Origin of the sequence: Litorivita sp. NS0012-18 (genome assembly GCF_040371945.1) — a bacterium.
Taxonomy (GTDB): Bacteria; Pseudomonadota; Alphaproteobacteria; order Rhodobacterales; family Rhodobacteraceae; genus Litorivita.
Genome location: NZ_BAABWS010000004.1, coordinates 65,386 through 89,379, shown reverse-complemented (window position 1 = coordinate 89,379; position 23,994 = coordinate 65,386). Strand labels below are relative to the sequence as shown.

The following is a 23,994-nucleotide window of genomic DNA, read 5'->3' as shown; positions in this document are numbered from 1 at the left end:
GTCACAGGCGTAAAGGTTTTTTAATGAATATGGACGGCGCGGGCGCCGCGCCCCATAGTGCCGCCCTATGACACCCGACCTGCCCGCCACCGATCCGTTGCAAAGCGCCCTGCTCGCCGCGCTGGACGATGAGGCACGCGCCGCGCTTTTCGCCCGCGCGCAGCCGCGCCGCTTTGCCGCCTCCGAGGCGATATTCCATCAAGGCGACGCGGGGGATTTCCTGTTTGTGATCGACGCGGGCCGTGTCGAGATTTCCACCACCGCCGCCAATGGCCGTCGCGCCGTGCTCAACCATATGGGCGCGGGCGAGATTTTGGGCGAGATCGCGGTTCTGGATCGCGGGGCGCGCAGCGCCGATGCCCGCGCCGCCACGGATGTCGAGCTGCGCGTGCTATACCGCGCCGATCTGATGGCATTTCTGGCCGAGCATCCCGCCGCCATGGGGGCGCTTTTGGCCGAGCTTTGCGCGCGGGTGCGCAACGCCTCGGAGATGTTCACGCTGCAATCGCAAATCTCGGCGCAGGCACGGCTGGCGCGGGCGCTACTGCGGATCGGGGCGAAATGGGGCGCGGCGGATGCGCGCGGGCATATCAAAGTGGCGCAAAGCTTCTCGCATGGCGATCTGGGCGCGCTGTGTGGATTGGCGCGCGAAAACGTCAGCCGCCATATGAAGAGCCTCGCAAAGGCGGGGCTGTTGCGCTTTGACGAGGGGCAATTGACCCTTCTCGATCTCGAAGGGCTTGAAGAGATTGCCGACTCTTGATGCGTGACAGGCGCGCCGCGGCGCCCGCCTTGCCAAACCCAGCCGCCCCTAAGCCAACCGGCCGTGCGGTGCGGCGGTGACCACGGCGGCGCGCACGCCCTCGCTGGCCCCTTTGAGGGTGTAATTTTCCGCCTCCTCAGGCACCTGCTGGCCCGCCGCGATAAAGCAATCGGCGCTGATCACCGCGCTATGGGGCGGGGCATTGGCGGCCAGACGGGCGCAGATATTGACCGCATGGCCAAAGATCGACACATCGCGAAACAGCCCGCGCGCCGCTTGCACCGTGCCGATATAAACCGGCCCCGTATGCACCCCCACGCCCAAGGGCACAGGATCATCGCCCTCGATCCGGCACAGGGCCTTGGCCGCCGCAATCGCCTTTTGCGCATGACCTTCGCCGCAAAATCCGGGCGGGAAAACCGCGACAATACAATCGCCGTAAAAGGCCATGATGAACCCGTCATGGGCCGTGATCAGCGCGGTGCCGCGCTCCAAAAATCCGTTGATACGGGCCGAGACATCGGCGGGCGGCATGGTCTCGGCGGCCCCGACCGAGCCGCGCACATCAACGAAAAGCACGCTCATCTCGACCTCCGCACCGCCGGGGAAGGTCTCCAGAAATCCGTCGCAAGCGGCGCAGTAATGCGGATTGCGGCTTGAGGGTGCTTTGCCGCGCTTGCCCATGATCCACCCGCCCAGCCCCGAAAACGGCACAAGGCACAGCCGGCAACGCGGATCGCGCGGCAATTTGCGATGCAGCCAATGTTGCTTGCTCAGCACCGGATGCCCGCCCGGGCCAAAGATCGTCGCCCAAAGCTCGCGATTGCCATCCTCGCGCTCCAACGGCGCGTCTTGCTCGCTCATGTCCAAAACTCCCTTGGCATTTCGCTGATAAAAAGGTTGCGGCCCGCATAGGGGTCGATCTCGGGGCTGTTGCACACGGCGGTGGAGTTGAAATAGGTCGGCCCCGCCGTGATGGCGCGCGCAGGTGCCATGCCGCGATACAAGGTGGTGACCGCCGCGCCTTCCTTGAAGGGCGCACCGAAGGGGATACCGCCGCCGCCCGCAGGGTCGGCCTTCAGGTCGATCGCAGGAACCGAAACCACGACCCCCGCCGCCAATAGCGCCGGATCGAGCCATTGCGGCGGCTCGGCCAGCGTCATGATGTGATCATAATCGGGGCCCCAAGCGGGCGCTTCGAACCGCCCCGTCGCCAATGCCGCCGTTTGCAGGTTCGTCGCATGGGCCTCGCCGACGACGCGCCCCTCGCGCATCCGCGCATGGCCCCAGATGAAATAGCTCGGATGATCCGGCTGCGGTTCGTGATGGGCAAAGGGGCGCCACAAGATCACCCGCGAGATGCGCACCTTCACCATGGCCAAGGCAGGGCGGCAATATTTGCGCGCCCAAGGGAAGAAATGCTCGTCCGGCTCGGCGGGAAAGGGGCGCATGCCTTGGAAGATATTGCCGGTAAAGTCCTCCGTCGCGCCCGACGCCAGATCCGGCACCGTCATTTCCGTCAGGCTCGGATCGTCCTCTGTCCCCGCATTGCACAGCACAAAACAATCGCGCGGCGCCACGGCGCGCATCTCATTGAGCCGCGCCAAGACATCAGCCTCCAGTTCAATGCGCAAGACGATTTGATATTTGTGAATCTCGCAGTGGTATTGCGTCATATGCACGCCGAAAACCGGATGCTCCGGCAGATGTCCGCCCGTGAGCACAAAGGCATGTTGATGCGGGTGGTTTGACACATCCGGCCCGCTGGGGGCGATATTCATATGGACCATCTGGCGCCTCTTTCTTGGTCAGTTCTTGCGCGCGGGCGCATGTAGCGCCAGCCCGTAGATATCGGCGATCTCGGTTGCTGCCTCGCGCGCGCTGCGCCGCAGCGCCTCGATCAGATCGGGGATGATGTTGCCGCCGTCCCTTTTGCCCGCCGTGGCGGTGATCCACGGGTTCTGCATCGTCGAGATCAGGAAATCCAACCGCGCAGGCACCGCGCCGGACAGCCCCGCGCGGGCGGCGAAAGTCGCGACAAAATCGGCCCCGTAAAGATCGCGGGTAAAGGCGGAGGCGGTGACGAAAAGCGCGCGCTCGGGGGTTTCGCGCTGCTCGTCGCGCTGCAAGGACATTTTTTCGAACAGCAGCCGGTTATAGGCATTCATCACCTCCGCATCGCGGTTCACCCCGTCACGCAGGCGCAAATTGAACGCATAGGCAAAGACCGACAGATCGGGGCCAAGGGCGCGAAAGAGCACGCGCAAATCCGCATCGGCGTCAAGCCGCGCGGTGATCTGCGCATTGCTGCCGCTCACAAGATGGCGGGCGATGCGGGCGCGCTCGGCCTCGATCTGCGCCTTGGTGCCGCCCTTGGCCTCCATCGGCAGGCGTTGGAACGGGGTGATGGCAAAGGGATCGTCCGGCGCGGCGCAGGTCACCGCCGCCGCATAAAACCGTTTGGCCCCCCACAAGCAGCGGCCCAAAAGCCGTCCGTAGCCGCTTTGGTCGGTGGGGATCACGCGGTGCGACAGGGCCACGCCCACCGCCGCCGCGCCCGGTTTGCTGCCTTCGATGCCGAAGGTGCCGACCGTGGGAACCGAGACGTCATGATCGATCACCGGCGCCGAGAATTGCACCAGCCGCGGCATCCGCCCGTCGCGATAGCACAGGGCCCCCGCCGGATAGGGGATAAAGCCCGATTTATGCGGATCGATGGTGATGCTGTCGGCCTGCGCCATTTGCGCGAATTGCGCCGCGACATAGGGGCTCATCGCCTCTTCGGGGCAGGTGTCGAACCCGCCGGTCATATCGTCGGGCAGGGCGTTCTTGCCCGATTTGGGCGCGCGCAAGAGCGCGGCGAAATAGCCGCCCCATGCCGCATCGCAATGCAGCGCGAATTCCATCCCCATCTGCCGGTATTCGGCGCGGATGGCGCAGATTTCGGCCAAAGGGTCCACCGCGCTTTCTTCGGTCGATCCCATCACCGCGACCACCTGCGCCACGGGGATCTGGCGGGCAAGGCAGTCGTCCAGAATGCGGCGCAGGGCGGGCATATCCATGCGCCCGTCCAAATCCACCGGCACGGCGCGCAAGGCCCCTGCCCCCAATCCCAAAAGCGACGCGCCCTTGAGCCATGAGTAATGCGCCGTGGCGGGCACGATCACCACCGGCGCGGGGCGCTCCGGCCCAAGGTGGCGGCGGAAAAATTCGACCATCCCGAGGTGTTGCAGGCTCTGCGCAGTCCATGCGGCGGCGACATCGGCTTGCGCCAATCCGGCGGTCTTGGCCGTGCGCGTCAGCAGGTCGAAATTCTCGCCATTGGGCAGGTTCAAAAGCTCCCACGGGCCAAGCTCGAGCAAGCGTTGCCGCCCGCGGCGCAGGGTTTGCACCGTCACGCCGCGCGCCTTGGCCAATGGCGCGCCCGCCGCCACGGCCTCGCGGATCGCGGCGGCCATGGGCAGCGCATGGCATTTGAGGTTGCGCGCGGCCCATAGGCTTTCGAAATTGGCCACCGATCCGCCGCAGGTGATATGCCCCCAAGGGCGCGCCTCGCCGCGCGTGCCAAGATCATATCCGAGCATCTCGCACAGGTCTTCGCCGACGATCATCTCCAGCGCCGTGGTCACCGGCGAGGCCTCGGGCGCGACGTTGTTTTGATTATAGAGCAGCCCCGCCAGATAGCCCGTCACCGCCGGAAGCGTCTGGTCCCAATACATATGCGACTGGTTGCGATAGCTGGCCAGAGGGATCGAATTGCGCAATTCGCGGGTGATCTGTTCGAGCGCGGTTTTCACCTGTGCCAAGGCGGCCTTATGTTCACGCGAGCGAAGCACTTTGGCGCTGACGAAATCGGGGTCCTCGCGGTGGAAATCGCGGCGCAGCTGCGCATGGGCGCCAATCGCCGTTTGCGCCAGATCATGCAGCGCCGCCTCGTTTTCCGCATTCGGTCCCAAGAACCACGCCGAAGGATGGATCGCCTCTTGCGGCCCGTTCGCCCCGCCGCGGCGCAGCCGCTCGGCGATGGCTTCGATCTGCCGCGAAACGGCGCGGGCGTGGGTCGTATCGGACATGGCTCTCTCGAAATATTCGGTTTTTCTTAATCGCGTTAACCATGATGCCCCCACGGCAAGTGAGTCAACGCCTTTCCCCCTGCACCGCGCAAAGGCGCGCGCGCGGCAAGACGCGACGGCGCAAAAGATTGTCATTGCGCGGCGGCCAAAGACCTGCACCAATGCACGAGCCGAGGCGGCGGACAAATGTCAGGATCGCGAGGGCATGGAGGAAAGCGGCGGGTAGGAAATTTAATTAGCTTGCATATCATTATCTAGCTATATAAACTGCGGAAAGGAGGAGCGTTGCCATGATTGACTATGAGGCCCTGATGGCGCGGGAGTTTCCCGTCGTCGAGCATCACTATAGCGAAAAGGATACGATCCTTTATGCGCTGGGGCTGGGGCTGGGGACCGACCCCTTGTCGCCCTCGCATCTGCGCGCGACCTATGAGCGCGCCGAGGGCTTCGGCGCTCTGCCCGCGATGGTCAATGTTCTGGCCTATCCAGGGTTTTGGGCGATGGAGCCGGATACGGGGCTGGAGTGGCAAAAAATCCTGCACGGCGAGCAAAGCCTGACCTTGCACGCGCCGCTGCCCGCGCGCGGCACTTTGGTCGGCAAGGTCCGTATCACGGGCATTGTCGATAAGGGCGCCGAGAAAGGCGCGTTGATCTATTCCGAACGCGACATGCACGACAAGGCGACGGGCAAGCGGATCGCCACCGTGGCCAGCACCACATTCGCGCGCGGCGATGGCGGATTTGGCGGGTCCGATGACGCGGTGCGCCCCGTGCACACAATGCCCGAGGGCGACCCCGATACGGCCTTCGAGTTCAAGACCCCCGTCGGCGCGGCGCTGATCTACCGTTTGTCGGGCGATATGAATCCGCTGCATGCCGATCCCGAGGTGGCGCGCGGCGCGGGCTTCGAGCGGCCGATCCTGCACGGGCTGTGCAGCCTTGGCGTGGCGTCATGGTCGATCACCGAGGCCTTGGCGGGCGGCGATTTCACCGCCCTCACCCATTTGCAACTGCGGTTTTCCGCGCCGGTCTATCCGGGCGAGACGATCCGCACCGAGATGTGGCGCGACGGCGCTGACATCAGCTTTCGCGCCCGCGTTCTCGAACGCGATGTCGTGGTTTTGAACAACGGGTTGGCCCACCTGCGCGGCCCCCGTTTCGATTGAGGAGACGAAAGAATGAGCGACCGGCCCCTGCCGACAATCTACCCCGAAACGCAGTTCTATTGGGACGGCGCCAAAGCGGGAAAACTCTTGCTCAATGCCTGCGGTCCATGCGGCGACAAAGCCTATTTCCCGCCGCGCCCCTTTTGCCCGCGCTGCGGCTCGCGCGATGTGTCCGTCATCGAGGCCAGCGGCAAGGGCCGCCTTTATTCCTATATCATCAACGAAATGCCCGCCCCCGGATATACGCCGCCCTTTACGGTCGCGGTGGTCATGCTCGACGAGGGGGTGAAGATGGTCTCCAACCTGATGGATTGCCCCGCCGATCCCGAGGCGCTGGTGCTTGATATGCCGCTCGAGGTCACCTTCGAGCAGCGCGGCGACATCGCCATTCCGCAATTCAAACCCGCCGGAGGTGCCGCATGAGCCGCGCTGAAATCGCCATTGTCGGCGCCGCCGAAACCACCCGTATGGGCAAAGTGCCCGAATTGTCGCAAACCGGCCTGCATGCCGATGCGGCGCTCAATGCCATGGCCGATTGCGGCCTGTCCCCTGCCGATATCGACGGGGTGGCGACCGCCGGACATGACGTGGCCGAGATCATCCAATACCTCGGCATCACGCCGACATGGTATGACGGCACCTCGGTGGGGGGCTGCTCTTTCATCACATTGGTGCGCCACGCGGCGGCGGCGATTGCCACCGGCCTGTGCAAGACCGTTCTGATCACCCACGGCGAAAGCGGGCGCTCGCAAAACCGCGGCCACCGCCCGATTTTCCCCTCGATGCAGCAACAGGAATTCGAATCCATATATGGCCCTTTGTTCCCGCCGTCGCGGTTCACCCTACCGGTGATGCGCAAAATGAAAGACGACGGATTGACGATCGAACAATTGGCCATGGTCGCCGTGGTTCAACGCGAATGGGCCTCCCATCATCCGCGCGCCACGGCGCATGATCCGATCACGGTCGAGGATGTGCTCTCCTCGAAAATGATCGCCTATCCCTTCCGCAAGCTCATGTGCTGTCTGGTCTCGGACGGCGGCGGCGCGCTGATCTTGACCAGCGCCGAACGCGCCCGCGATTTCCCCACCAAACCCGTCTATTTGCGCGGGCTGGGCGGCGAGAGCATCGAAGGGCCGATGATCTCGCAAATGGAGAGCTTCAGCTCGTCCAAAGCCTTTCGCGTCTCGGGCAAAATGGCCTTTGACAGCGCCGGTATCACCCATGCCGATGTCGATCACCTGATGGTCTATGACGCCTTTGCGCATTTGCCGATCTACGGGTTGGAGGATCTGGGCTTTGTCGAACGCGGCGAAGGCGGCGCCTTTATCGCCGAAGGTCACACCCGCCCTGGCGGCAAGCTGCCGCTCAACACCAATGGCGGCGGGCTGAGCTATATGCATTCGGGCATGTATGGGATGTTTGCCTTGCAAGAAAGCGTGCGGCAGATGCGCGGCCTCTCTCCGGCGCAGGTCGAGGGCGCGAAGCTTTCGGTCGTGCAAGGGGTGGGCGGCATGTTCTCGGCGGCCTCGACCGCCGTTCTCACCAACCAAGACCAATGGTAGGCCTTGCCGCCGCCGCGCTTTGCCCCAGCGCCGCGATGACCCCAAGAGCCGCCGCAGCGGAGGTATCGCGTCATGGCTGAGGGCGCTTTGGCAGGGCTGCGCGTGCTTGATCTGACCGACGAGCGCGGGATTTTCACCGGACGGATGTTGGCGATCATGGGGGCCGATGTGCTCCAGATCGAACCACCCGAAGGCAGCCGCGCGCGCCGCATGGCGCCGTTCGACGCGGAAGGCGCATCGCTGTTTTGGGCGGCCTATGGCGCGGGGCGGCGGTCTTTGGTGCTGGAGCGCGAGACGCAATCCGCGCGGCTGATGGCTTTGGCCGCGCAGGCCGATATCGTGCTCGAAAGCGGCGCGGGGCAGGACGCGGCGTTTTGCGACACGCAGGCGTTGCTGCGCGTCAATCCGGCGCTGATCCATTCGATCGTGACGCCCTACGGGATGGACGGCCCCAAAGCGGGCTATGCGGCGAGCGATCTGACCCTCTGGGCGGCAGGCGGCGCGTTGAAACCGACCGAGGCACAGGCGGGCATTCCCACCCGCATTTCGCTGCCGCAGGCCTATCACCATGCGGCGGCGGATGCGCTTTGCGGCATCATGGTCGCGCTGGAGGCGCGGCACAGCGGCGGGCGCGGGCAACGGGTGGTGACCAGCGCGCAGGCCTCGGCCACGCAATCCACCCTCAGCCTGTCGATGGCCGCCGTGATCGGACACCCCAATTACGTCTTTCGCGCCGAGGTGAAATCGAAGAAGAAAAAAGAGCTGGACCTGTCGGGCTCCGGCTCGCGCACGCAGCGTTCGAAATGGCCGGTCAAGGACGGGCTGGTCGAAATGCATCTCGCGCTCGGCCCTGCGGCGGGACGGTTTACCAACAACCTGTTTGCGCTGATGGCGCGGCGCGGCGCCTGCGCCGAAAAATTCGCGCAGTGGGATTGGATCACCCTGCCCCCGCGCATCGAGAATGACGAAATATCGGACGACGAGATGGAAGAGGCGCGCGCTCAGGTCGCGGCGTTTCTGGCCGGTCTGACCAAAGCCGAGGCGGTCGCCCTCGCGCTGGAGCACCGCTTGATGCTTGCCCCGATCATGACCGCCGCCGATCTGGCCGCCAGCCCCCATGCCGCCGCGCGCGGCTTCATGCAGCGCGTCGGGGCGCTCGATTTGCCGGGCAAGCTGGCGCTGGGATTTGACGAAGGATTTGCCCCGCTGCGCGCGGCGCCGCAATTGGGCGAGGGCGGCGCGCAGGCCGAGCGCGACTGGCAAGGCCCGCGCAAGCAAGCCCGAGCCTTTGCGCCCGCTTCACCCGCCGCATATGCGACAACACCGCCCGCAAAACCGTTGGAGCATCTGACGGTTCTGGACCTGTCGTGGGTTGTCGCCGGTCCGATGATTGGCCGCAACATGGCCGATTTCGGCGCGCGGGTGATCCGCGTCGAAAGCGCTAAAAAACCCGAAGTGGCGCGGCTGACCGGTCCGTTTCCGCAAGGGCTGCGCGATCTCAACCGCTCCGGCCTTTATGAGAATTGCAACGCGGGCAAAGACGGCGTGACCCTTGATCTGGCCCATCCGGCGGCGCGCGACAGCTTGCGCAAACTGGCGGCCAAGGTCGATGTTCTGGTCGAAAGCTTTGCACCGGGGCAGATGGACAAATGGGGGCTGGGCTATGAGGCGCTTTGCGCCGATAATCCCGCTCTGGTGATGCTCTCCACCTCCTTGATGGGGCAATCGGGGCCTTGGTCGGCCTTGGCCGGTTTTGGCAATATCGGCGCCGCCATGTCGGGGATACAGGCCTTGGCCGGACGGGTCGGGGCCGATCCGGTCGGCCCCTACGGCCCCTATACCGATTTCGTCGCGCCGCGTCTGGCTTTGCCGGTGCTTCTGGCGGCGCTGGAAGAGCGGCGGCGCACAGGGCGCGGGCGTCACCTCGACGTCAGCCAAGCCGAAGCGGGGATGCAATTTATCGCCGAAAGCTTTGCCCAATATAGCGCCACGGGCCGCGCGCCGCAGGCGCAGGGCAACCGCGACGCGCTGATCGTGCCGAACGGGGTCTTTGCCTGTGCCGCGCCCGAGGGCGAAACCGCATGGATCGCGATTTCGGTGCCCGATGACGGCGCATGGGCCGCGCTGGCCGCCATAACGGGGCGCGCCGATCTGGCCGATCCACAGATGGCCGATCTGGCGGGGCGCAAACGCCATGAAGACGCCATCGAGACCGCCCTCGCGCAGTGGTGCCAAGACAAGGACGCCCACCGGATCGAGGCGCAATTGCAAGCGCGGGGCATTGCGGCCCATGTGGCCGCCTCGCCCAAAGATCTGGCCGCCGATCCGCAACTGGCGGCATGGGATCATTTCCAATCGCGCCCGCGCGCCGATGGCACCCCCGCCCATCACGAAGCCTGCCGCTTCCAGATGAGCCTCACCCCCGCAACGGTGGGCCGCGCCGCGCCCGATTATGGCCGCGACACCCGTCAGGTGCTGCTCGAGATGCTGGGGATGCAGGCGCATGAGATCGCGCAGCTGGCCGCGCAAGGCGTTCTGGATTAGCGCAGGCCGGGGGGGCGCGCCGCCGCCCCCTGCCCTGCCCTGTCCTCCCGATGGATTGCGCCCGAAGGGGCTTTAGGAAAAATTGAACCGCGGCGCCTCTTTGCGGGTGAAGCGGCCTATGGCGTCCTTGTGATAGGCGCTGGTGAGGCAAACCGCCTGCGCCTGCGCCTCCAGTTGCAGCAAGGCATCGCTATCAAGATCAAGCGCGCGGCCGGATATGGATTTGGTCAAGGCAAAGGCCACGGGCGAGGCATCGCACATCATCCGCGCCAAATCGCGCGCACGCGGCAACAGCGCCTCGGGCGTGGTCACCTCCATGCAAATGCCGATGCGCTGCGCTTCTTCGGCGGCGACGGTGCGGCCGGTATAGAACATCTCGCGCGCGCGTTGCAGCCCGACCATCCGCGGCAATGTATGGAACAGATTGCCGTCCGGCACCGCGCCCACCTTGCAAAAGGAGGCGTTAAAGCTGGCCCGATCCGAGGCGAGAATAATATCGCCGGTCAGCGCCAGCCCCAGCCCCGCGCCATAGGCCGGACCATCCACCGCCACGATCACCGGCACCGGCAAATCGCGCAATTGTTTGAGCCACCCATGCAGGTGGTTCATCCGCGGCAGGATGTCTTCGGAGCCGCTGACCAGCCCCGCCTTGTGATTGGCGAGCATCCGTTTCAAATCGCCCCCCGCGCAAAACACTCCGCCCGATCCGGTCACAATCAAGGCGCGCATATCCGCGTCTTGCGACAGGGCAGAAAGCGCCTCGGCAAATCCCGCACGCATGGCCTCCGAGAGCGCATTGCGCGAGGCAGGCTCGGTCATGGTGAGGGTGACAACGCCGCCCTCACGGGTGAGGGTCAACGCGCCGTTCATGGGGCGGTCTCCTTGAGGACAATGGATTTGATCTTCAGTTTGTCGATCTTGTTGGTGGCCGAGAGCGGCAGGGGCCCGTGCCAGATCTTGACCCCGCGCGGGGCTTTGTAATGGGCGATGCGCGCGCGGCAAAATTCGGTCAATTCCTCCTCGGTGGCGCTTTGGCCTGCGCGCAAGGAGACGGCGGCGAACACCATCTCGCCCCATTTGCTATGGGGCAGGCCGATGACGGCGGCTTGGGCCACGGCGGGATGTTTGCACAGGGCGTTTTCGGTTTCGATCGGATAGACGTTTTCGCCGCCCGAAATGATCATCTCTTTGGTGCGCCCCGCGATGGTCAGATAGCCGTCGTCATCCATCACCCCCGCATCGCCCGTGTGGAAAAACCCGCCGCGCATGACATGGGCGGTCTCTTCGGGGCGGTTCCAATAGCCGTTCATCACCTGCGGGCCGCGCACGACGATTTCGCCCGCCGTGCCGTTGGGGACAGGATTGTCATCGGCGTCGAAAATACGCAGATCGCAATAAAGGGCCGGCTGGCCAACGGTGCCCAGCTTGTCCTGTCGCGGATTTCCGGGGACGTGATCGGCAGGCACCAGAACCGACAGAACCGGCGAGGTTTCGGTCAACCCGTAGCCTTGACAAAAGGTGATGCCCGGAATCGCCTCGATGGCGCGCTCCATCAATTGCAGCGGCATCGGCGAGGCGCCATATGTCAGCACGCGGATCGAGGAGAAATCGAACGCGCCAAATTGCGGATGGTTCATCACCATATCGAGCATCGTCGGCACCATGGTCATGGTGGTGATCTTTTGCTCTTGGATCATCCGCAACGTGTCGACCACTTCGAATTTCGGCTGCACGACCATGGTCGTGCCATAAGCCAGCGCGGTGAACACGCGGCTGCCGGTGCCCAGATGGAACAGCGGGCCGGAGAGCAGCAAAATGTCGTCTTGGCGATAGCCGTATAGATGCCCCGATCCCGTGGCATTCACCAAGAAATTGGAATGCGAGAGCATCACGCCTTTGGGCTGGCCCGTGGTGCCGGAGGTATAGAAGAGGATCATCGTCTCGTCCGAGCGGCTGGCCACATCGTCAAAGGCGGTTTCGGGCACTTCGGGCGCGGCCTCGATGAGGGCGTCGTAATGCAATGTGCCTGCGGGCAGCGCCGCATCGGGCGCCTCCCAATCGGCGTAGATCAGGGTTTTCAAAGAGGGGCACTCTTGCATCAACTGCGCGGCATGCGGTTTGAAATGGCGATCCACGATCAAGACCTCAGGCGTGGCATCGCCGATGACGCCTTGCATTTCCTCGACCGACAGGCGGTGATTGATCGGCACCGAGATCGCGCCGATCATCGAGGGCACCACATAGGTTTCGACGATCCAATGCGAATTGAGCCCCAGATAGGCAACGCGGTCCCCCGCTTTGACCCCCAATTGCTGCAATTGCCACGCGATGGCATGGGTGCGGCGGCTGAGCTCGGCCCAGCTGAAATCGCGCCCCTCGAAATGGGTGGCGCGCCAATCGGGGCGGGCATAGGCATATTTGCGGATATAGTCAGCAAAGCGGATCATTTGCGCGCCCCCAAAAGCGCGCGCCCGATGATCTCGCGCATGACCTCGCCGGTGCCGCCCGCGATGCGCCCGACGCGGGCATCGGCCCATGCGCGCGCAATCGGATATTCCCACATATAGCCGTAGCCGCCAAAGAGTTGCAGCAGGTCATCCAGCCCGCGGCACAGGGTTTCCGAGGTCAGCATTTTGCCCATCGCCGCATCGACCGCATCCAATTCGCCCGCCATATGCATTTCGAGACATTTGTCGGTGAAAACGCGCAGCAACACCGCATTGGCCTTGATCTCGGCCAGCTTGAAACGGGTGTTCTGGAATTCGGCGATGGTCTGGCCAAAGGCCTTGCGCTCGGTGACATGATCCACCGTCCATTGCAAAGCCGCCTCAAGCGCCGAGGTGGCGCGCACGCATTGCAACAACCGCTCTTGCGGCAGTTGCTCCATCAACTGGTAAAACCCCCGCCCTTCGGAGCCGAGCAGATTGGCCACAGGCACGCGCATATCGTCAAAGAACAATTCGGCCGTGTCCTGCGCCTTCCATCCGACTTTCTCCAAAAGCTGGTTGCCCTTGCGAAATCCTGGCGTATCGGCAGGCACGAGGATCAAAGAGGTGCCCTTGGCCCCCAAGGACGGGTCGGTCTTGCAGGCCAGCACCAGAATATCGCAATTGCCGCCATTGGTGATAAAGACCTTTTGCCCGTTGATGACGAAATCATCGCCGTCGCGGATGGCGGTGGTTTTGATGCCCTGCACATCCGATCCCGCCGCAGGTTCGGTCATGGCAATCGCGCCGATGGCCTCGCCCGCCGCCATTTTCGGCAACCATTCTTGTTTCAACGCCTCGGAGCCGTAATGGAGCACATAGGGCGCGACGATATCGGAATGCAGCGAGAACCCCGGACCCATGGCCCCTGCTGCGGAAAGCTCCTCCATCACCACCATGGAGAAGAGAAAATCCGCCCCTGCCCCGCCGTATTCTTCGGGCATGGCGGCGCAGAGCAATCCGTTCTCGCCCGCCTTTTTCCATGCCTCGCGCGACACCCGCCCGTCCTTTTCCCATTGCGCGTGATGGGGGGTGATTTCTTCGGCCACATAGCGGCGCACTTGGTCGCGAAACATCTCGTGGTCTTGGTTGAATACGGTCCGTTTGAACATGGTAGCTCCTCCCTGATGCTGCGCTGGCCCGATCCGGCGCTGGCCTATCGGCCCGCAGCTTGGCCCCTATATAATTAGCTTGCAAACATTTATCAAGCTAATTACAAAGCAGGGGAAAGCTGAACGAGAGGAGAAACCACATGCTGGAAGGTAAAGCAGTCATCGTCACCGGAGCGGGGCGCGGAATCGGTCGCGATATCGCTTTGATGATGGCATCCCATGGGGCAAAAGTCGTGGTCAATGATCTGGGCGGCGCTGCGGACGGCGACGGCGCAGACGCGGCCCCCGCGCAAGAGGTCGTAAATGAAATCCAAGCCGCAGGCGGCGAGGCCGTGGCCAATTTCGGCAATGTTGCCAATCCCGCCGATGCCAAAGCCATGGTCGAACAATCGATGGACGCCTTTGGCACCATCGACGTGATCGTCAACAATGCGGGCATCTTGCGCGATGTGATCTTTCACAAAATGAGCGAGGCCGATTGGGACAGCGTGATTGCCGTGCACCTCAAGGGCAGCTTTAACATGGCCCAAGCCGTGGCGCCGCAATTCAAGATGCAGGCCTCGGGCTGTTTTGTGAATTTCACCTCGACCTCGGGGCTGATCGGCAATTTCGGGCAGGCGAATTATTCGGCGGCCAAAATGGGCATTGTCGGCCTGTCGAAATCTCTGGCGCTGGATATGGCGCGGTTCAACGTGCGCTCCAACTGCATCGCGCCCTTCGCGTGGTCGCGGCTGATCGGGACGATCCCCGCCAAGACCGAGGCCGAAAAAGCCCGCGTCGAGCGGATCAAGGAGATGACCCCCGCCAAGATCGCCCCGCTCTGCGTCGCTCTGGCCGATCCGGCCTGTGACACCACGGGGCAAATCTTTTGCGTGCGCAACAACGAGATTTTCCTGATGAGCCAACCGCGCCCGATCCGGTCGGTGCATCGCTCCGAAGGCTGGACCCCGCAAACCGTGCGCGACCATGCCCTGCCCGCGATGAAGGCCGATTTTTACGATCTGGATCGTTCGGCAGATGTCTTTACTTGGGATCCGGTCTAGCGGTAAGTGCAGGGCTGTCCCGCGGGACAATTTTGGCCTATGGTTCCGGGTTATCGATCGACGAAAGGCATGATGACATGCAACAGGGTGTAGCAACCGTGCAAGAGCGCGCCTCGCTGGGCGAGGACAACAATCCGATCTACCAAGACATTGCGCGGTTTCGGGCCATCTTGTTCGATGCCATTCTCAAGCCCCATGACATGACCATGTCGCAAGGCTGGGTTCTGGTGCATCTGCTGCGCGAGAACGGGTTGAAGCAATCCGAACTTGCCGACCGGTTGGAGGTCGCCACGGTGACCACCTCCAAGCTCATCGACCGGCTGGAGGCGCGCGGCTATGTCGAGCGCCGCGCCGATCCCGAGGACCGCAGATCGAACCGTGTCTATGCCACGGCGCAGGCCAAAGCCCTTGTGAAGATCATGACCCAGACCATTGCCGAGGTCGATGCCATCGCAAACCAAGGCGTCAGCGCCGAGGAACTGGCCACCACGCTCAAGGTGCTGCACAAGATGCGCACCAATCTGCGCGGCGCGTTAAGCAACAGATAATCTGCGCGCCGCGGCACGCCCGCCCGCGCAGATCTTCCCTCATAAGGACAACGAAGATGCCGACACATGCATCCTCCCCCCCGCTTGCGGGGCTGCGCATCATTGAATTCGCCGGCATCGGACCTGGCCCCTTTGCCGGTATGATGCTGGCCGATATGGGCGCCGAGATCATCCGCATCGAGCGGCCCAATGCCGCCTCTCCCACGGGTCAGGGCGATTATGCGCTCGACTTCATGGCGCGCGGGCGCAAATCGATTGCGCTGGATATGAAAGCCGCAGGCGCGGTGGAACTGGCGCTCAAGATGATCGAGAGCGCCGACGGGGTGATCGAGGGCTTTCGCCCCGGTGTGATGGAGCGCCTCGGCCTTGGCCCCGAAGTCTGCCTCGCGCGCAACCCGCGCCTTGTCTACGGGCGCATGACCGGATGGGGACAGGACGGGCCGGTGGCGAAAACCGCAGGGCATGACCTCAATTATATCGCCCTGACCGGCGCGCTTTGGGCCAGCGGCGAAGCCGGCCGCGCGCCCAGTTTCCCGCTCAACCTTCTGGGCGATTTCGGCGGCGGCGGCATGTTCTTGGCCTTTGGCATGGTCACCGGATTGCTCAAGGCCGCGCGCAGCGGCGCGGGCGATGTGGTGGATGCGGCCATTGTCGATGGCACCAGCGCCTTGATGACGATGATCTACAGCCGCCGCGCCATGGGTCTTTGGCGCGACGAGCGCGGCGCCAATGCGCTCGACGGCGGGGTGCCGTGGTATGGGGTCTATGAATGCGCCGACGGCGGATGGATCACCATCGGATCGCTGGAGCCGCAATTCTGGGCGGTGCTGCTGGACCGGCTGGGGCTGCGCGCCGAGGAGATGGGCGATCGCAGCGACCGCAGCCAGTGGCCCGCCATGCGGCGGCGGCTGACGGCGCTGTTTTTGTCGCAGCCGCGCGACCATTGGAGCGCGCTTTTGCAAGACAGCGATGCCTGTTTCGCCCCCGTGCTCAGCCCCGCCGAAGCCCCCGATCACCCGCACAACCGCGCCCGCGCGATTTTCACCGCCGACGGGGCGCAGCCGATGCCCGCGCCGCGCTTTGCCCGCTCGAAAACCCCGCTGCCCAGCCCCCCGCCCGAACCGGGCGCGCAATCGCGCGAGGTGCTTGAAAGTATGGGGTTGGAGGCCCGCGTCATCGATGCGTTTTTCGCCAGCGGCGCGGTGTCCTGACCGCGCAAAGACACCCCCACGGCCAACCCACAGGCAACACACAGGCAACCCGCAGACCCTACCCTGCCGCACCTGCCCCGCCGCAACGGCCCCACCACTTGAGGAGATACGACCATGACCATGCCCGCACGATTGCAAAACCTGCGATTGCCGCTGATCGCCAGCCCGCTGTTCATCATCTCGACCCCCGATCTGGTGATCGCCCAATGCAAGGCGGGCATTGTCGGCTCCTTTCCCGCCCTGAACGCGCGCGAGAAAGACGGCCATAGCCTTGAGGAATGGCTGACCCGTATCCGCGAAGAGCTGGACCGCCACAACCAAGCCAACCCCGACCGCCCCGCCGCCCCCTATGCGGTCAACCAGATCGTGCACCGCTCGAACGCGCGGCTGGAGCGCGATATCGAGATTTGCGCCAAACACGAGGTGCCGGTCTGGATCACCTCTTTGGGCGCGCGCGCCGAGGTCAACGAGGCCGCCCATTCCGGCGGCGGGATCGTTTTGCACGACGTCATCAACAACCGCTTTGCCCATAAGGCGATCGAAAAAGGCGCGGATGGATTGGTCGCCGTGGCCGCCGGTGCAGGCGGTCATGCGGGGGCGCAATCGCCCTTTGCCTTGGTGCAGGAAATCCGCGACTGGTTCGACGGGCCGCTGTTTTTGTCCGGTGCCATTGCCAAGGGCGATTCGATTCTTGCGGCGCTGGCGATGGGGGCGGACGGGGGCTATGCCGGATCGGCCTTTATCGCCACGACCGAGGCCAATGCCGCCGAGGGCTACAAAGGCATGATCGCGCAAAGCAGCGCCGAGGACATCGTTTATTCCGACCTGTTTACCGGCGTTTGGGGCAATTACCTCAAACCCTCGATTGCCGCCGCAGGCATGGACCCCGACCATCTGGAACGCTCGGACCCGTCGAAAATGAGTTTCGCGGAAAACCGTGAGAAACCAAAAAGCTGGAAAGAGATCTGGGGGTCGGGCCAAGGCATCGGCGCGGTCCACGGCGTGGTGCCGACCGCCGATCTGGTGGACCGTCTGGAGCGTGAATTCAAAGCGGCGCAGGCGCGTTTGGCCAAACTGACCGCGCGCGGCTGACCCCGTGCGCGCAGGGCGCGGCACGGGAGGGTCGCGCTTAATTAGATTGCTAGATAATAATTATCATGCTATGCAAATATCAGAGGAGAGTCAGGAGCATTGAAATCCTGACCATAAGGGAGGAACTACAATGAAATTTCGTATGAAAAGCGCCGTTCTGGCGGCAACGGTCTCGGCCATGGCTTTTGCCGCGCAGGCCGAAACCACATTGATTGCCAATGAACCCGGACCCAACCGCGGCGTGCGCGCCGATGCGGTGAATTACATCGCCAAACAGATCGCCGAGCGCACCAATGGCGAGGTCACGGTCGATCAGAACTGGGGCGGCGCGCTGTTCAAAACCTCTGCCGCTCTGGATTCCTTTTCCACCGGCGTGGCCGATATGGGCGTGATCATCGGGGCCTATGCGGCCTCCGAATTTCCCGAATTGCAAATGGCGGGGCTGTTGCTCAACAAACCCGCGCATCCGTGGGTGATGATGCAGGCGGTCTATGAGATGTTCACCACCAATGAGCGTCTGCAAGAGCGCCTCGAAGAGCTCAACCTCGTCTATCTGGCGCCCTTCTCTCTCTCGCCCGCGATCCTTGCCTGCCGCGGCGAAGGCATCCGCTCTGTCGCCGATATCAAAGGCGCGAAAATCGCCCGCACCGGATCGTCGGGCGATGTTCTGGCCGCGCTTGGCGGCAATATGGTCAGCATGCCGATCTATGACGTCTATCAGGGCATGGAAACCGGATTGATCGATTGCTCGGTGACCTATGCCTATTACGCCGTGGCCTCCAAGTTGAACGAAGAAATCGATACGATGACCGAGCTGCGCTATTCGACGGTGACCAGCCTTGGCACGGTGATCAACAAGGACACATTCGAAAGCCTCTCGCCCGAGCACCAACAGATCATTCTGGGCATCGGGCCGGATGTCATCAACTACTACGGCCAGAACCTCGAACAGGCCGATATCGACGCGATGAAGGTCCTCAGCGAGGGCGAGAATGCGGTCGATTTCGTCAAGCTCAGCGATGAGGACTATGCGGCCATGGACAAGGCCGGCGCGCCGATGTTCGAGAAATGGAACGCCGATGCCAAGGCCGTGGGCACCGACGGCGAGGCCTTGCTGGATGAGCTTTACGGGCTGATCGACAAATGGACCAAGGTCATGGAGACCGAAGGCCTGCCGTGGAAACGCGGCTAGGGCAGCGGGCGCGGGCCCCGCGCGATTGATCCGCGCCCTGCCGCGCCAAGGGGCACCCCCTCCGCCAGCGGCAGGGCGCAGCCCATCCCACCCACCGACAATTGCGGGAGATCCCCCATGTTCAAACGGATCGAGTATGTGCTCGACACGCTTGGCGCTGTGGCTGTTGTGCTCTTGTGCCTGCTGATCACGGCCAACATCGTCACGCGCGAATTTTTGCAAGTCGGCATTCCCGACAGCATCATTTTGGTGCGCGAACTCATGGTGCCCGCGATCCTCTTTCCGCTCAGCGCCGCCACCGCCAAACGCGCCCATGTGGCGATCGAATTCATCGCCAGCCATTTTCCCGACGGGCTGAACCGCTGGATCGCGGTGCTGTCGGCCCTGATCGGGTTGATCGTGGTGACGACGCTTTTGGTGTCGGGATGGATCGAGTTTGCCAAAAACTTCGAGCGCGGCGCCCATTACGGCGGAGATTTCCAACTGCCCAAATGGCCTAGCCGCGCGCTCTTTGTCATCGCCATCGCGATGTTCTGGCTGCGCCTGATCCAGATTTTGTGGATCGACCTCAAAGCTGCGGTGACGGGCATCCCCGCACCTGCCGAACTTTAAAGGAGCCCGAACCTATGGATCCGGCGACACTTGGCTATATCGCTTGCGCGGTTGTTATCTTTCTCTTGGCCATCCGCGTGCCGATTGCCTATGCAATCGGCGGCGTGGCGGTCGTGGCGATTTTCATCGTCTTTGCCACGCGCACCGGCACATTCATGCCCGAACGCGCGCTTTGGACCACCTTGAAACTGTCGTTCTCGTCCAGCTTCGATCTGGTGCACAGCTATGATCTGTCGATGATCCCGCTGTTCATCGCGCTGGGGCATATCGCCTATAAAGCCGGCATCACCACCGAGATTTACGAGGCCGCGCGCGTGTGGCTGGTGCGGATCCCGGGCGGTGTGGCGATTGCCTCTGTCGCGGGCTGCGGCGGGTTTTCGGCGATCTCCGGCTCCTCGATTGCCTGTGCCTCGACGATGGGACGGATTTGCACGCCCGAGATGCTGCGGCTCAATTATGACCCGCGTCTTGCTACGGCCTCGGTCGCGGCGGGCGGCACGCTTGGCTCGCTGATCCCGCCCTCGGTGCTGTTTATCATCTACGGGATTTTCACCGAAACCTCGATCAGCCAACTGTTCATGGCCGGTTTCCTGCCGGGTTTGCTGTCGCTTCTCGGCTATGCTTTGGTGATCGTGCTTTGGGTGCGCCGTTCGCCCGAAATCGCCCCTGTGCCGGACCAGAAATTCACCGCTTCGCAAAAGCTGCGCGCCGCGCTTGGTGCATGGCCTGCGGTGGTGCTCTTCTTGATGGTGATCGGCGGCATCTACGGCGGGATTTTCACCGCGACCGAAGCGGCGGCGATTTCCTTGCTCTTTGCGACGCTCTTGGGCATGGCGCGCGGGTTCATCAAAACCGGCGATATCATCCCGCTTTTGCGCGAAACCATGTCCACCACGGGGGCGATTTTCTTTATCGCGGCCTGCGCCAAAATCTTTGTCGCCTTCATCGCCCTGTCGGGCCTGTCGAACGATCTGGTTGCCTCCTTGGGCGAGGCCAATATCGGGCCTTGGGTGTTTATCCTCATCGTTTGCGTCATCTATCTGGTGCTGGGGATGTTCCTTGATCCGGTGGGCATCATGGTTTTGACCCTGCCTTTGATGATCCCGATGGTCGAAAGCTATGACATGAACCTGATCTGGTTCGGGGTGGTGATCGTCAAACTGCTTGAAATCGGATTGATCACACCGCCGGTGGGGCTGAATGTTTTTGTTCTGGCTGCGGTGCTCGAAGACAAGGTCGAGATCGGCAAAATCTTCTCCGGCCTGTGGCGTTTCCTCGGCATTGATCTGGTGGTTTTGCTGCTATTGGTGACGATCCCGTGGATCTCGCTTGTCCTGCCTGCAACAATGAATTGAGGACCGAAGATGAGCGTTTTCACTCCTCCCGCTGTCGAGAATGAACAGCTTTTGAGCCTTGGCGCGGCGATTGTCGCCCATGCGCGCGCCGTGCCCGATAAACCCGCCGTTATTATGGGCGATCAAAGCCTGAGCTGGGCCGAATTCGGCGCCATGGTGGCGCAGGTTGCGGGGCGGCTGCGCGACGACGGTATCGGGCGGGGCGATTGCGTCGCCTCCTTGGCCGAGAACTCGGTCGAACATGTAGTGCTCTATTGCGCCGTGGTGGCGGCGGGGGCCTGTATCGTGCCCCTGCCCTTCTCGGCCACGCCCGACGCCTTGACGCGCATGGTCCAAGACAGCGGCGCGCGCCTGCTTTTTGCCTCGCCCGCGCAGGCCGAAGTGGCCAAATCCTTGGGCGCGCCGCAGGTTCTCGATCTGGCCGATCTGGCCGCATGGGCCGCAAGCAGCGCCCCCGCCGCCCCCGCAAAGGTGCGCCCCGACGATCTGTTCAACATCATCTATTCATCCGGCACCACCGGATTGCCCAAAGGCATCTTGCACGATCACCGGTTCCGCTCGCGGCAATTGCAACGCATCACCCGCTTTGGCCTCGGCGCCGACGACCGTTTGGTGATTTCGACGCCGATCTATTCCAACACCACGCTGTTCGGGATGCTGCCAGCGCTGACCTTGGGTGCGACGCTGATCGTCATGGGCAAATTCGACACGCTGGAGTTTCTGAGGCTCAGCGCCGCGCTGCGCCCGACCCAAGCGGTTCTGGTGCCCGTGCAATATATGCGCCTGATGGCCGAGCCGCGTTTTGACGACTTCGACCTGAGCAGCTACCGGTGCAAATTCTCGACCTCCGCCCCCCTGCCCGCCCCCTTGATCGCACAGATCATGGCGCGCTGGCCCGGCAATCTGATCGAGGTTTACGGCATGACAGAAGGGGGCATCTCCACCGCGCTCAACTGCGAGGCCTTCCCCGCCAAATGGGACACCGTCGGCCGCCCCGGAGAGGGGGTGGACATGCGGGTGATCGACGCCGAAGGGCGCGAATTGCCCCAAGGCGACTATGGCGAGCTGGTCGGCCGCGCCCCTTCGATGATGCGCGCCTATCATAACCTGCCCGCCGCCACCGCCGAGATGATCTGGCGCGACGCGCAGGGCCGTGATTTCATCCGCTCCGGCGATATGGGCCGCATCGACGAAGACGGCTTTGTGCATCTGATGGACCGCAAAAAGGATATGATCATCTCCGGCGGGTTCAACATCTATGCTGCCGACCTCGAAGCCGCCCTGCGCCAAAACCCCGATGTCGCCGACACCGCCGTCATCGCCATCCCTAGCGCTGATTGGGGCGAAACCCCGCTCGGCTTTGTCGTCCTGCGCGCAGGCGCAACCAGCAGCGCCGCCGATATTCTCGCCGCCGCCAACGCGCGGCTGGGCAAGACACAGCGCCTGTCACAGGTGGTCTTGCGCGACGCGCTCCCGCGCAGCGAGATCGGCAAGGTGTTGAAAAAGGATCTGCGCGCGCCCTATTGGCCGGACTGACCTGCCGCCTAAAGGCGAAAAAGGGCGTTGCCGGGTTCTGTTACAAGTTCTTACCACCTCTCGCTTCGCACCCGAATTTGCGACGGATGGGCAGTACAAGCAAGCAGCAAGGTGTTTCGGTGACGGTTGATTTTAAGGGCGCGCATTATCGGAAATCCGTGATCTTACACGCCGTCTTTTTCTACGTCCGCTAAGCTATCTCGTATCGAGATCTTGAGGAAACTCTTGCCGAGCGTGGGATTAAAGTTGACCACACGAGCCTTAACCGCTGGGTTGTAAACTACGCACCCGAGATTGCTGCCAACGTGCAGCGCCGAAAGCGCAAGTTGGTAGGGACTTGGCGCGTTGATGAGACCTATATCAAGGTTCGCGGCAAGTGGACGTGCCGGTACAGCGCTACCGACCGGCGTGGCAAAACCCCTGATTTCATGCTCTCAGAGCGTCGCGATACCGCCGCTGCACGGCGCTTCTTCAAACAAGCGATCGCTACAAATGGCCACCTGGTCGGGTCAACATTGACAAAAGCGGCTCCAAACTTGCGGGCCTTCAGGCGGTGAACGTGATCCTCAAATTTCAAGGTAATATGCAGCTGATTATCATCAGGCAGAAGAAAAACCTCAATAGGCATTGCCAACTTGCTGAGGCATCTTGGTGCGTCTAGCGTTTTGTCATGAAAATTCCAACCAAGATGCCGCGCCTGAAGGGCTATCGTTTCCCCCGTGAAGTCGTGGCCTATACCGTAAGGGCCTATCATCGCTTCGCGCTCAGCACGGCGGACGTCGAGGATCTGCTGGCTGAACGCGGTGTAACCGTCAGCCGCGAAACCCTGCGCAAACGGGTGAACCGGTTTGGCCAGAATTTTGCCGATTGAATCAAGCGTGGCCGTCCCGCCGCTGCAGATAAATGGCATCTTGATCAAGTTGTGGTGCCGCTCAACGGCGTCAAAGTTGGGTTATGGCGGGCGGCGGATGCAAACGGCGATGTGCTCGATATCCTTGTGCAGCCGCGCCGAAATGCCAAAGCTGCCAAGCGTTTCCTTGCGCGGTTGATCGCCCGCTTTGGCAAACCGCGTGTCGTCGTGACCCCCTCTCGGAACATTGCTGCGCAATACCCTGCTGGGCAATGGACAAATCGCGCAGTTACATCAAGCCGATCCGGCTCTTGCGCCTGAAGCTGATCATCGGACGCACAAAGGTCTCAATAACCGCATCGAGGGGTCACGCCGACCAACCCGAAAGCGAGAGAAGGTCATGCCGGTTCAAGTCGGTCCGGCAAGCGCGAAGATTCCTCGCGTCCACCATCAGATCAACACAATTTTCGCCCCCGCCGCTACCGCATCTCCACCGCCTCCTACCGCCACGCAAGATCCGATGCCTTCGACCTGTGGCACGACTATGCGCTCGGAATGACCGCCTGAGAAAATCACCCCTAGGGGCCGTTAAAGGTCGGTGCCGTTAAGTTGGCAATGCCCCTCTTCGTCATCAAATCCATGTCGCGCGAAATCACATTGGGCGAGACATTTCTCGGCGTGGTGCCATTCGTGATTTTGGATATTTTGCGGGTCGTTCTCTTGGTCGCTTTGCCCTGTTTGTCACTGTGGCTGGTGCATCTGATATTCTGGTTTAATCGCGGGGCAGCTGTTGGGCTCGATCACAGCAAGCGAAGGACCCGTTGCATCTACGGACGATCATCGGGC

Annotated in this window: 19 protein-coding genes and 2 pseudogenes; 15 read left to right on the top strand and 6 right to left on the bottom strand. The window is 62.8% G+C overall.

Going from position 1 to position 23,994, the window contains the following annotated elements; translation table 11 throughout:
• Positions 1-67 precede the first annotated feature (67 nt).
• Complete coding sequence (locus ABWV64_RS14610; protein WP_353346567.1) at positions 68-763, top strand: Crp/Fnr family transcriptional regulator; 696 nt, start codon at positions 68-70, stop codon at positions 761-763.
• A gap of 48 nt (positions 764-811) precedes the next feature.
• On the opposite strand, the gene ABWV64_RS14605 is transcribed toward ABWV64_RS14610, so the two are convergent.
• From ABWV64_RS14605 to ABWV64_RS14595, 3 genes are read right to left on the bottom strand one after another with little or no spacing between them, the layout of a single operon-like run.
• Entirely contained in the window at positions 812-1,627 is an 816-nt protein-coding gene (locus tag ABWV64_RS14605) for an adenylate/guanylate cyclase domain-containing protein (protein WP_353346565.1), read from the bottom strand.
• The gene (locus ABWV64_RS14600; protein ID WP_353346563.1) at positions 1,624-2,553 is read right to left on the bottom strand and encodes a hypothetical protein; all 930 of its coding nucleotides are present in this window, start codon (positions 2,551-2,553) and stop codon (positions 1,624-1,626) included. Before ABWV64_RS14600 ends, ABWV64_RS14605 begins: the two co-directional genes overlap by 4 nt.
• 18 nt (positions 2,554-2,571) lie before the next feature.
• Positions 2,572-4,836 carry a pyridoxal phosphate-dependent decarboxylase family protein gene (locus ABWV64_RS14595; RefSeq protein ID WP_353346561.1) on the bottom strand — a complete coding sequence of 755 codons (2,265 nt, stop codon included), beginning with the start codon at positions 4,834-4,836 and terminating at the stop codon, positions 2,572-2,574.
• A 290-nt stretch (positions 4,837-5,126) separates the two neighbouring features.
• Between ABWV64_RS14595 and ABWV64_RS14590 the strand changes: the two genes are divergently transcribed.
• From ABWV64_RS14590 to ABWV64_RS14575, 4 genes are all read left to right on the top strand, one after another.
• On the top strand, positions 5,127-6,002 hold the full coding sequence (locus ABWV64_RS14590; RefSeq protein WP_353346559.1) for a MaoC/PaaZ C-terminal domain-containing protein: 876 nt from the start codon (positions 5,127-5,129) through the stop codon (positions 6,000-6,002).
• 12 nt (positions 6,003-6,014) lie between these two features.
• Complete coding sequence (locus ABWV64_RS14585; RefSeq protein ID WP_353346557.1) at positions 6,015-6,425, top strand: Zn-ribbon domain-containing OB-fold protein; 411 nt, start codon at positions 6,015-6,017, stop codon at positions 6,423-6,425.
• The gene (locus ABWV64_RS14580; protein WP_353346555.1) at positions 6,422-7,567 is read left to right on the top strand and encodes a thiolase C-terminal domain-containing protein; all 1,146 of its coding nucleotides are present in this window, start codon (positions 6,422-6,424) and stop codon (positions 7,565-7,567) included. Before ABWV64_RS14585 ends, ABWV64_RS14580 begins: the two co-directional genes overlap by 4 nt.
• 72 nt (positions 7,568-7,639) lie before the next feature.
• Complete coding sequence (locus tag ABWV64_RS14575; protein WP_353346553.1) at positions 7,640-10,111, top strand: CaiB/BaiF CoA-transferase family protein; 2,472 nt, start codon at positions 7,640-7,642, stop codon at positions 10,109-10,111.
• 72 nt (positions 10,112-10,183) lie between these two features.
• Here the strand turns inward: ABWV64_RS14575 and ABWV64_RS14570 are convergent, their stop codons facing one another.
• Genes ABWV64_RS14570 through ABWV64_RS14560 form a run of 3 tightly spaced genes read right to left on the bottom strand, consistent with a single transcriptional unit; the run spans position 10,184 to position 13,709 of the window.
• Entirely contained in the window at positions 10,184-10,981 is a 798-nt protein-coding gene (locus tag ABWV64_RS14570) for an enoyl-CoA hydratase/isomerase family protein (protein WP_353346551.1), read from the bottom strand.
• Positions 10,978-12,558 (bottom strand): long-chain-fatty-acid--CoA ligase, encoded by a 1,581-nt coding sequence (locus tag ABWV64_RS14565; RefSeq protein ID WP_353346549.1) that lies wholly within the window; start codon positions 12,556-12,558, stop codon positions 10,978-10,980. The genes ABWV64_RS14570 and ABWV64_RS14565 overlap by 4 nt, the downstream gene beginning before the upstream one ends.
• A complete protein-coding gene (locus tag ABWV64_RS14560; RefSeq protein WP_353346547.1) occupies positions 12,555-13,709 on the bottom strand; it encodes an acyl-CoA dehydrogenase family protein in 1,155 nt (384 codons plus the stop codon). The genes ABWV64_RS14565 and ABWV64_RS14560 overlap by 4 nt, the downstream gene beginning before the upstream one ends.
• Before the next feature lie 140 nt (positions 13,710-13,849).
• Here ABWV64_RS14560 and ABWV64_RS14555 point away from each other — a divergent pair, with 140 nt between their 5' ends.
• The 10 genes and pseudogenes from ABWV64_RS14555 to ABWV64_RS14510 all read left to right on the top strand — a co-directional run bounded on the left by ABWV64_RS14555 (position 13,850) and on the right by ABWV64_RS14510 (position 23,715).
• A complete protein-coding gene (locus ABWV64_RS14555) occupies positions 13,850-14,752 on the top strand; it encodes an SDR family NAD(P)-dependent oxidoreductase (RefSeq protein ID WP_353346545.1) in 903 nt (300 codons plus the stop codon).
• Between the two features lie 77 nt (positions 14,753-14,829).
• Positions 14,830-15,300 carry a MarR family winged helix-turn-helix transcriptional regulator gene (locus ABWV64_RS14550; protein ID WP_353346543.1) on the top strand — a complete coding sequence of 157 codons (471 nt, stop codon included), beginning with the start codon at positions 14,830-14,832 and terminating at the stop codon, positions 15,298-15,300.
• Positions 15,301-15,356: 56 nt separating this feature from the next.
• Positions 15,357-16,511 (top strand): CaiB/BaiF CoA transferase family protein, encoded by a 1,155-nt coding sequence (locus tag ABWV64_RS14545; protein WP_353346541.1) that lies wholly within the window; start codon positions 15,357-15,359, stop codon positions 16,509-16,511.
• Positions 16,512-16,625: 114 nt separating this feature from the next.
• The gene (locus ABWV64_RS14540; protein WP_353346539.1) at positions 16,626-17,603 is read left to right on the top strand and encodes an NAD(P)H-dependent flavin oxidoreductase; all 978 of its coding nucleotides are present in this window, start codon (positions 16,626-16,628) and stop codon (positions 17,601-17,603) included.
• A 130-nt stretch (positions 17,604-17,733) separates the two neighbouring features.
• Positions 17,734-18,795 (top strand): C4-dicarboxylate TRAP transporter substrate-binding protein, encoded by a 1,062-nt coding sequence (locus ABWV64_RS14535; RefSeq protein ID WP_353346537.1) that lies wholly within the window; start codon positions 17,734-17,736, stop codon positions 18,793-18,795.
• Between the two features lie 117 nt (positions 18,796-18,912).
• Positions 18,913-19,407 (top strand): TRAP transporter small permease, encoded by a 495-nt coding sequence (locus ABWV64_RS14530; protein WP_353346535.1) that lies wholly within the window; start codon positions 18,913-18,915, stop codon positions 19,405-19,407.
• Between the two features lie 14 nt (positions 19,408-19,421).
• Positions 19,422-20,762 (top strand): TRAP transporter large permease, encoded by a 1,341-nt coding sequence (locus ABWV64_RS14525; RefSeq protein WP_353346533.1) that lies wholly within the window; start codon positions 19,422-19,424, stop codon positions 20,760-20,762.
• A gap of 9 nt (positions 20,763-20,771) precedes the next feature.
• Entirely contained in the window at positions 20,772-22,298 is a 1,527-nt protein-coding gene (locus ABWV64_RS14520) for a class I adenylate-forming enzyme family protein (protein WP_353346531.1), read from the top strand.
• 86 nt (positions 22,299-22,384) lie between these two features.
• Positions 22,385-22,920: pseudogene (locus tag ABWV64_RS14515) on the top strand (IS6 family transposase); the annotation flags it as partial.
• A gap of 48 nt (positions 22,921-22,968) precedes the next feature.
• Positions 22,969-23,715, top strand: a pseudogene (locus ABWV64_RS14510) (IS6 family transposase).
• Positions 23,716-23,994: the final 279 nt, after the last annotated feature.

What these genes read in the sequence shown, in the direction of transcription:
- ABWV64_RS14520 (WP_353346531.1), top strand. Translation starts at nt 20,772, where the DNA reads ATGAGCGTTTTCACTCCTCCCGCTGTCGAGAATGAACAGCTTTTGAGC.
- ABWV64_RS14530 (WP_353346535.1), top strand. Translation starts at nt 18,913, where the DNA reads ATGTTCAAACGGATCGAGTATGTGCTCGACACGCTTGGCGCTGTGGCT.
- ABWV64_RS14595 (WP_353346561.1), bottom strand. Translation starts at nt 4,836, where the DNA reads ATGTCCGATACGACCCACGCCCGCGCCGTTTCGCGGCAGATCGAAGCC.
- ABWV64_RS14570 (WP_353346551.1), bottom strand. Translation starts at nt 10,981, where the DNA reads ATGAACGGCGCGTTGACCCTCACCCGTGAGGGCGGCGTTGTCACCCTC.
- ABWV64_RS14580 (WP_353346555.1), top strand. Translation starts at nt 6,422, where the DNA reads ATGAGCCGCGCTGAAATCGCCATTGTCGGCGCCGCCGAAACCACCCGT.
- ABWV64_RS14565 (WP_353346549.1), bottom strand. Translation starts at nt 12,558, where the DNA reads ATGATCCGCTTTGCTGACTATATCCGCAAATATGCCTATGCCCGCCCC.
- ABWV64_RS14560 (WP_353346547.1), bottom strand. Translation starts at nt 13,709, where the DNA reads ATGTTCAAACGGACCGTATTCAACCAAGACCACGAGATGTTTCGCGAC.
- ABWV64_RS14600 (WP_353346563.1), bottom strand. Translation starts at nt 2,553, where the DNA reads ATGGTCCATATGAATATCGCCCCCAGCGGGCCGGATGTGTCAAACCAC.
- ABWV64_RS14525 (WP_353346533.1), top strand. Translation starts at nt 19,422, where the DNA reads ATGGATCCGGCGACACTTGGCTATATCGCTTGCGCGGTTGTTATCTTT.
- ABWV64_RS14590 (WP_353346559.1), top strand. Translation starts at nt 5,127, where the DNA reads ATGATTGACTATGAGGCCCTGATGGCGCGGGAGTTTCCCGTCGTCGAG.
- ABWV64_RS14535 (WP_353346537.1), top strand. Translation starts at nt 17,734, where the DNA reads ATGAAATTTCGTATGAAAAGCGCCGTTCTGGCGGCAACGGTCTCGGCC.
- ABWV64_RS14555 (WP_353346545.1), top strand. Translation starts at nt 13,850, where the DNA reads ATGCTGGAAGGTAAAGCAGTCATCGTCACCGGAGCGGGGCGCGGAATC.
- ABWV64_RS14575 (WP_353346553.1), top strand. Translation starts at nt 7,640, where the DNA reads ATGGCTGAGGGCGCTTTGGCAGGGCTGCGCGTGCTTGATCTGACCGAC.
- ABWV64_RS14605 (WP_353346565.1), bottom strand. Translation starts at nt 1,627, where the DNA reads ATGAGCGAGCAAGACGCGCCGTTGGAGCGCGAGGATGGCAATCGCGAG.
- ABWV64_RS14540 (WP_353346539.1), top strand. Translation starts at nt 16,626, where the DNA reads ATGACCATGCCCGCACGATTGCAAAACCTGCGATTGCCGCTGATCGCC.
- ABWV64_RS14585 (WP_353346557.1), top strand. Translation starts at nt 6,015, where the DNA reads ATGAGCGACCGGCCCCTGCCGACAATCTACCCCGAAACGCAGTTCTAT.
- ABWV64_RS14610 (WP_353346567.1), top strand. Translation starts at nt 68, where the DNA reads ATGACACCCGACCTGCCCGCCACCGATCCGTTGCAAAGCGCCCTGCTC.
- ABWV64_RS14550 (WP_353346543.1), top strand. Translation starts at nt 14,830, where the DNA reads ATGCAACAGGGTGTAGCAACCGTGCAAGAGCGCGCCTCGCTGGGCGAG.
- ABWV64_RS14545 (WP_353346541.1), top strand. Translation starts at nt 15,357, where the DNA reads ATGCCGACACATGCATCCTCCCCCCCGCTTGCGGGGCTGCGCATCATT.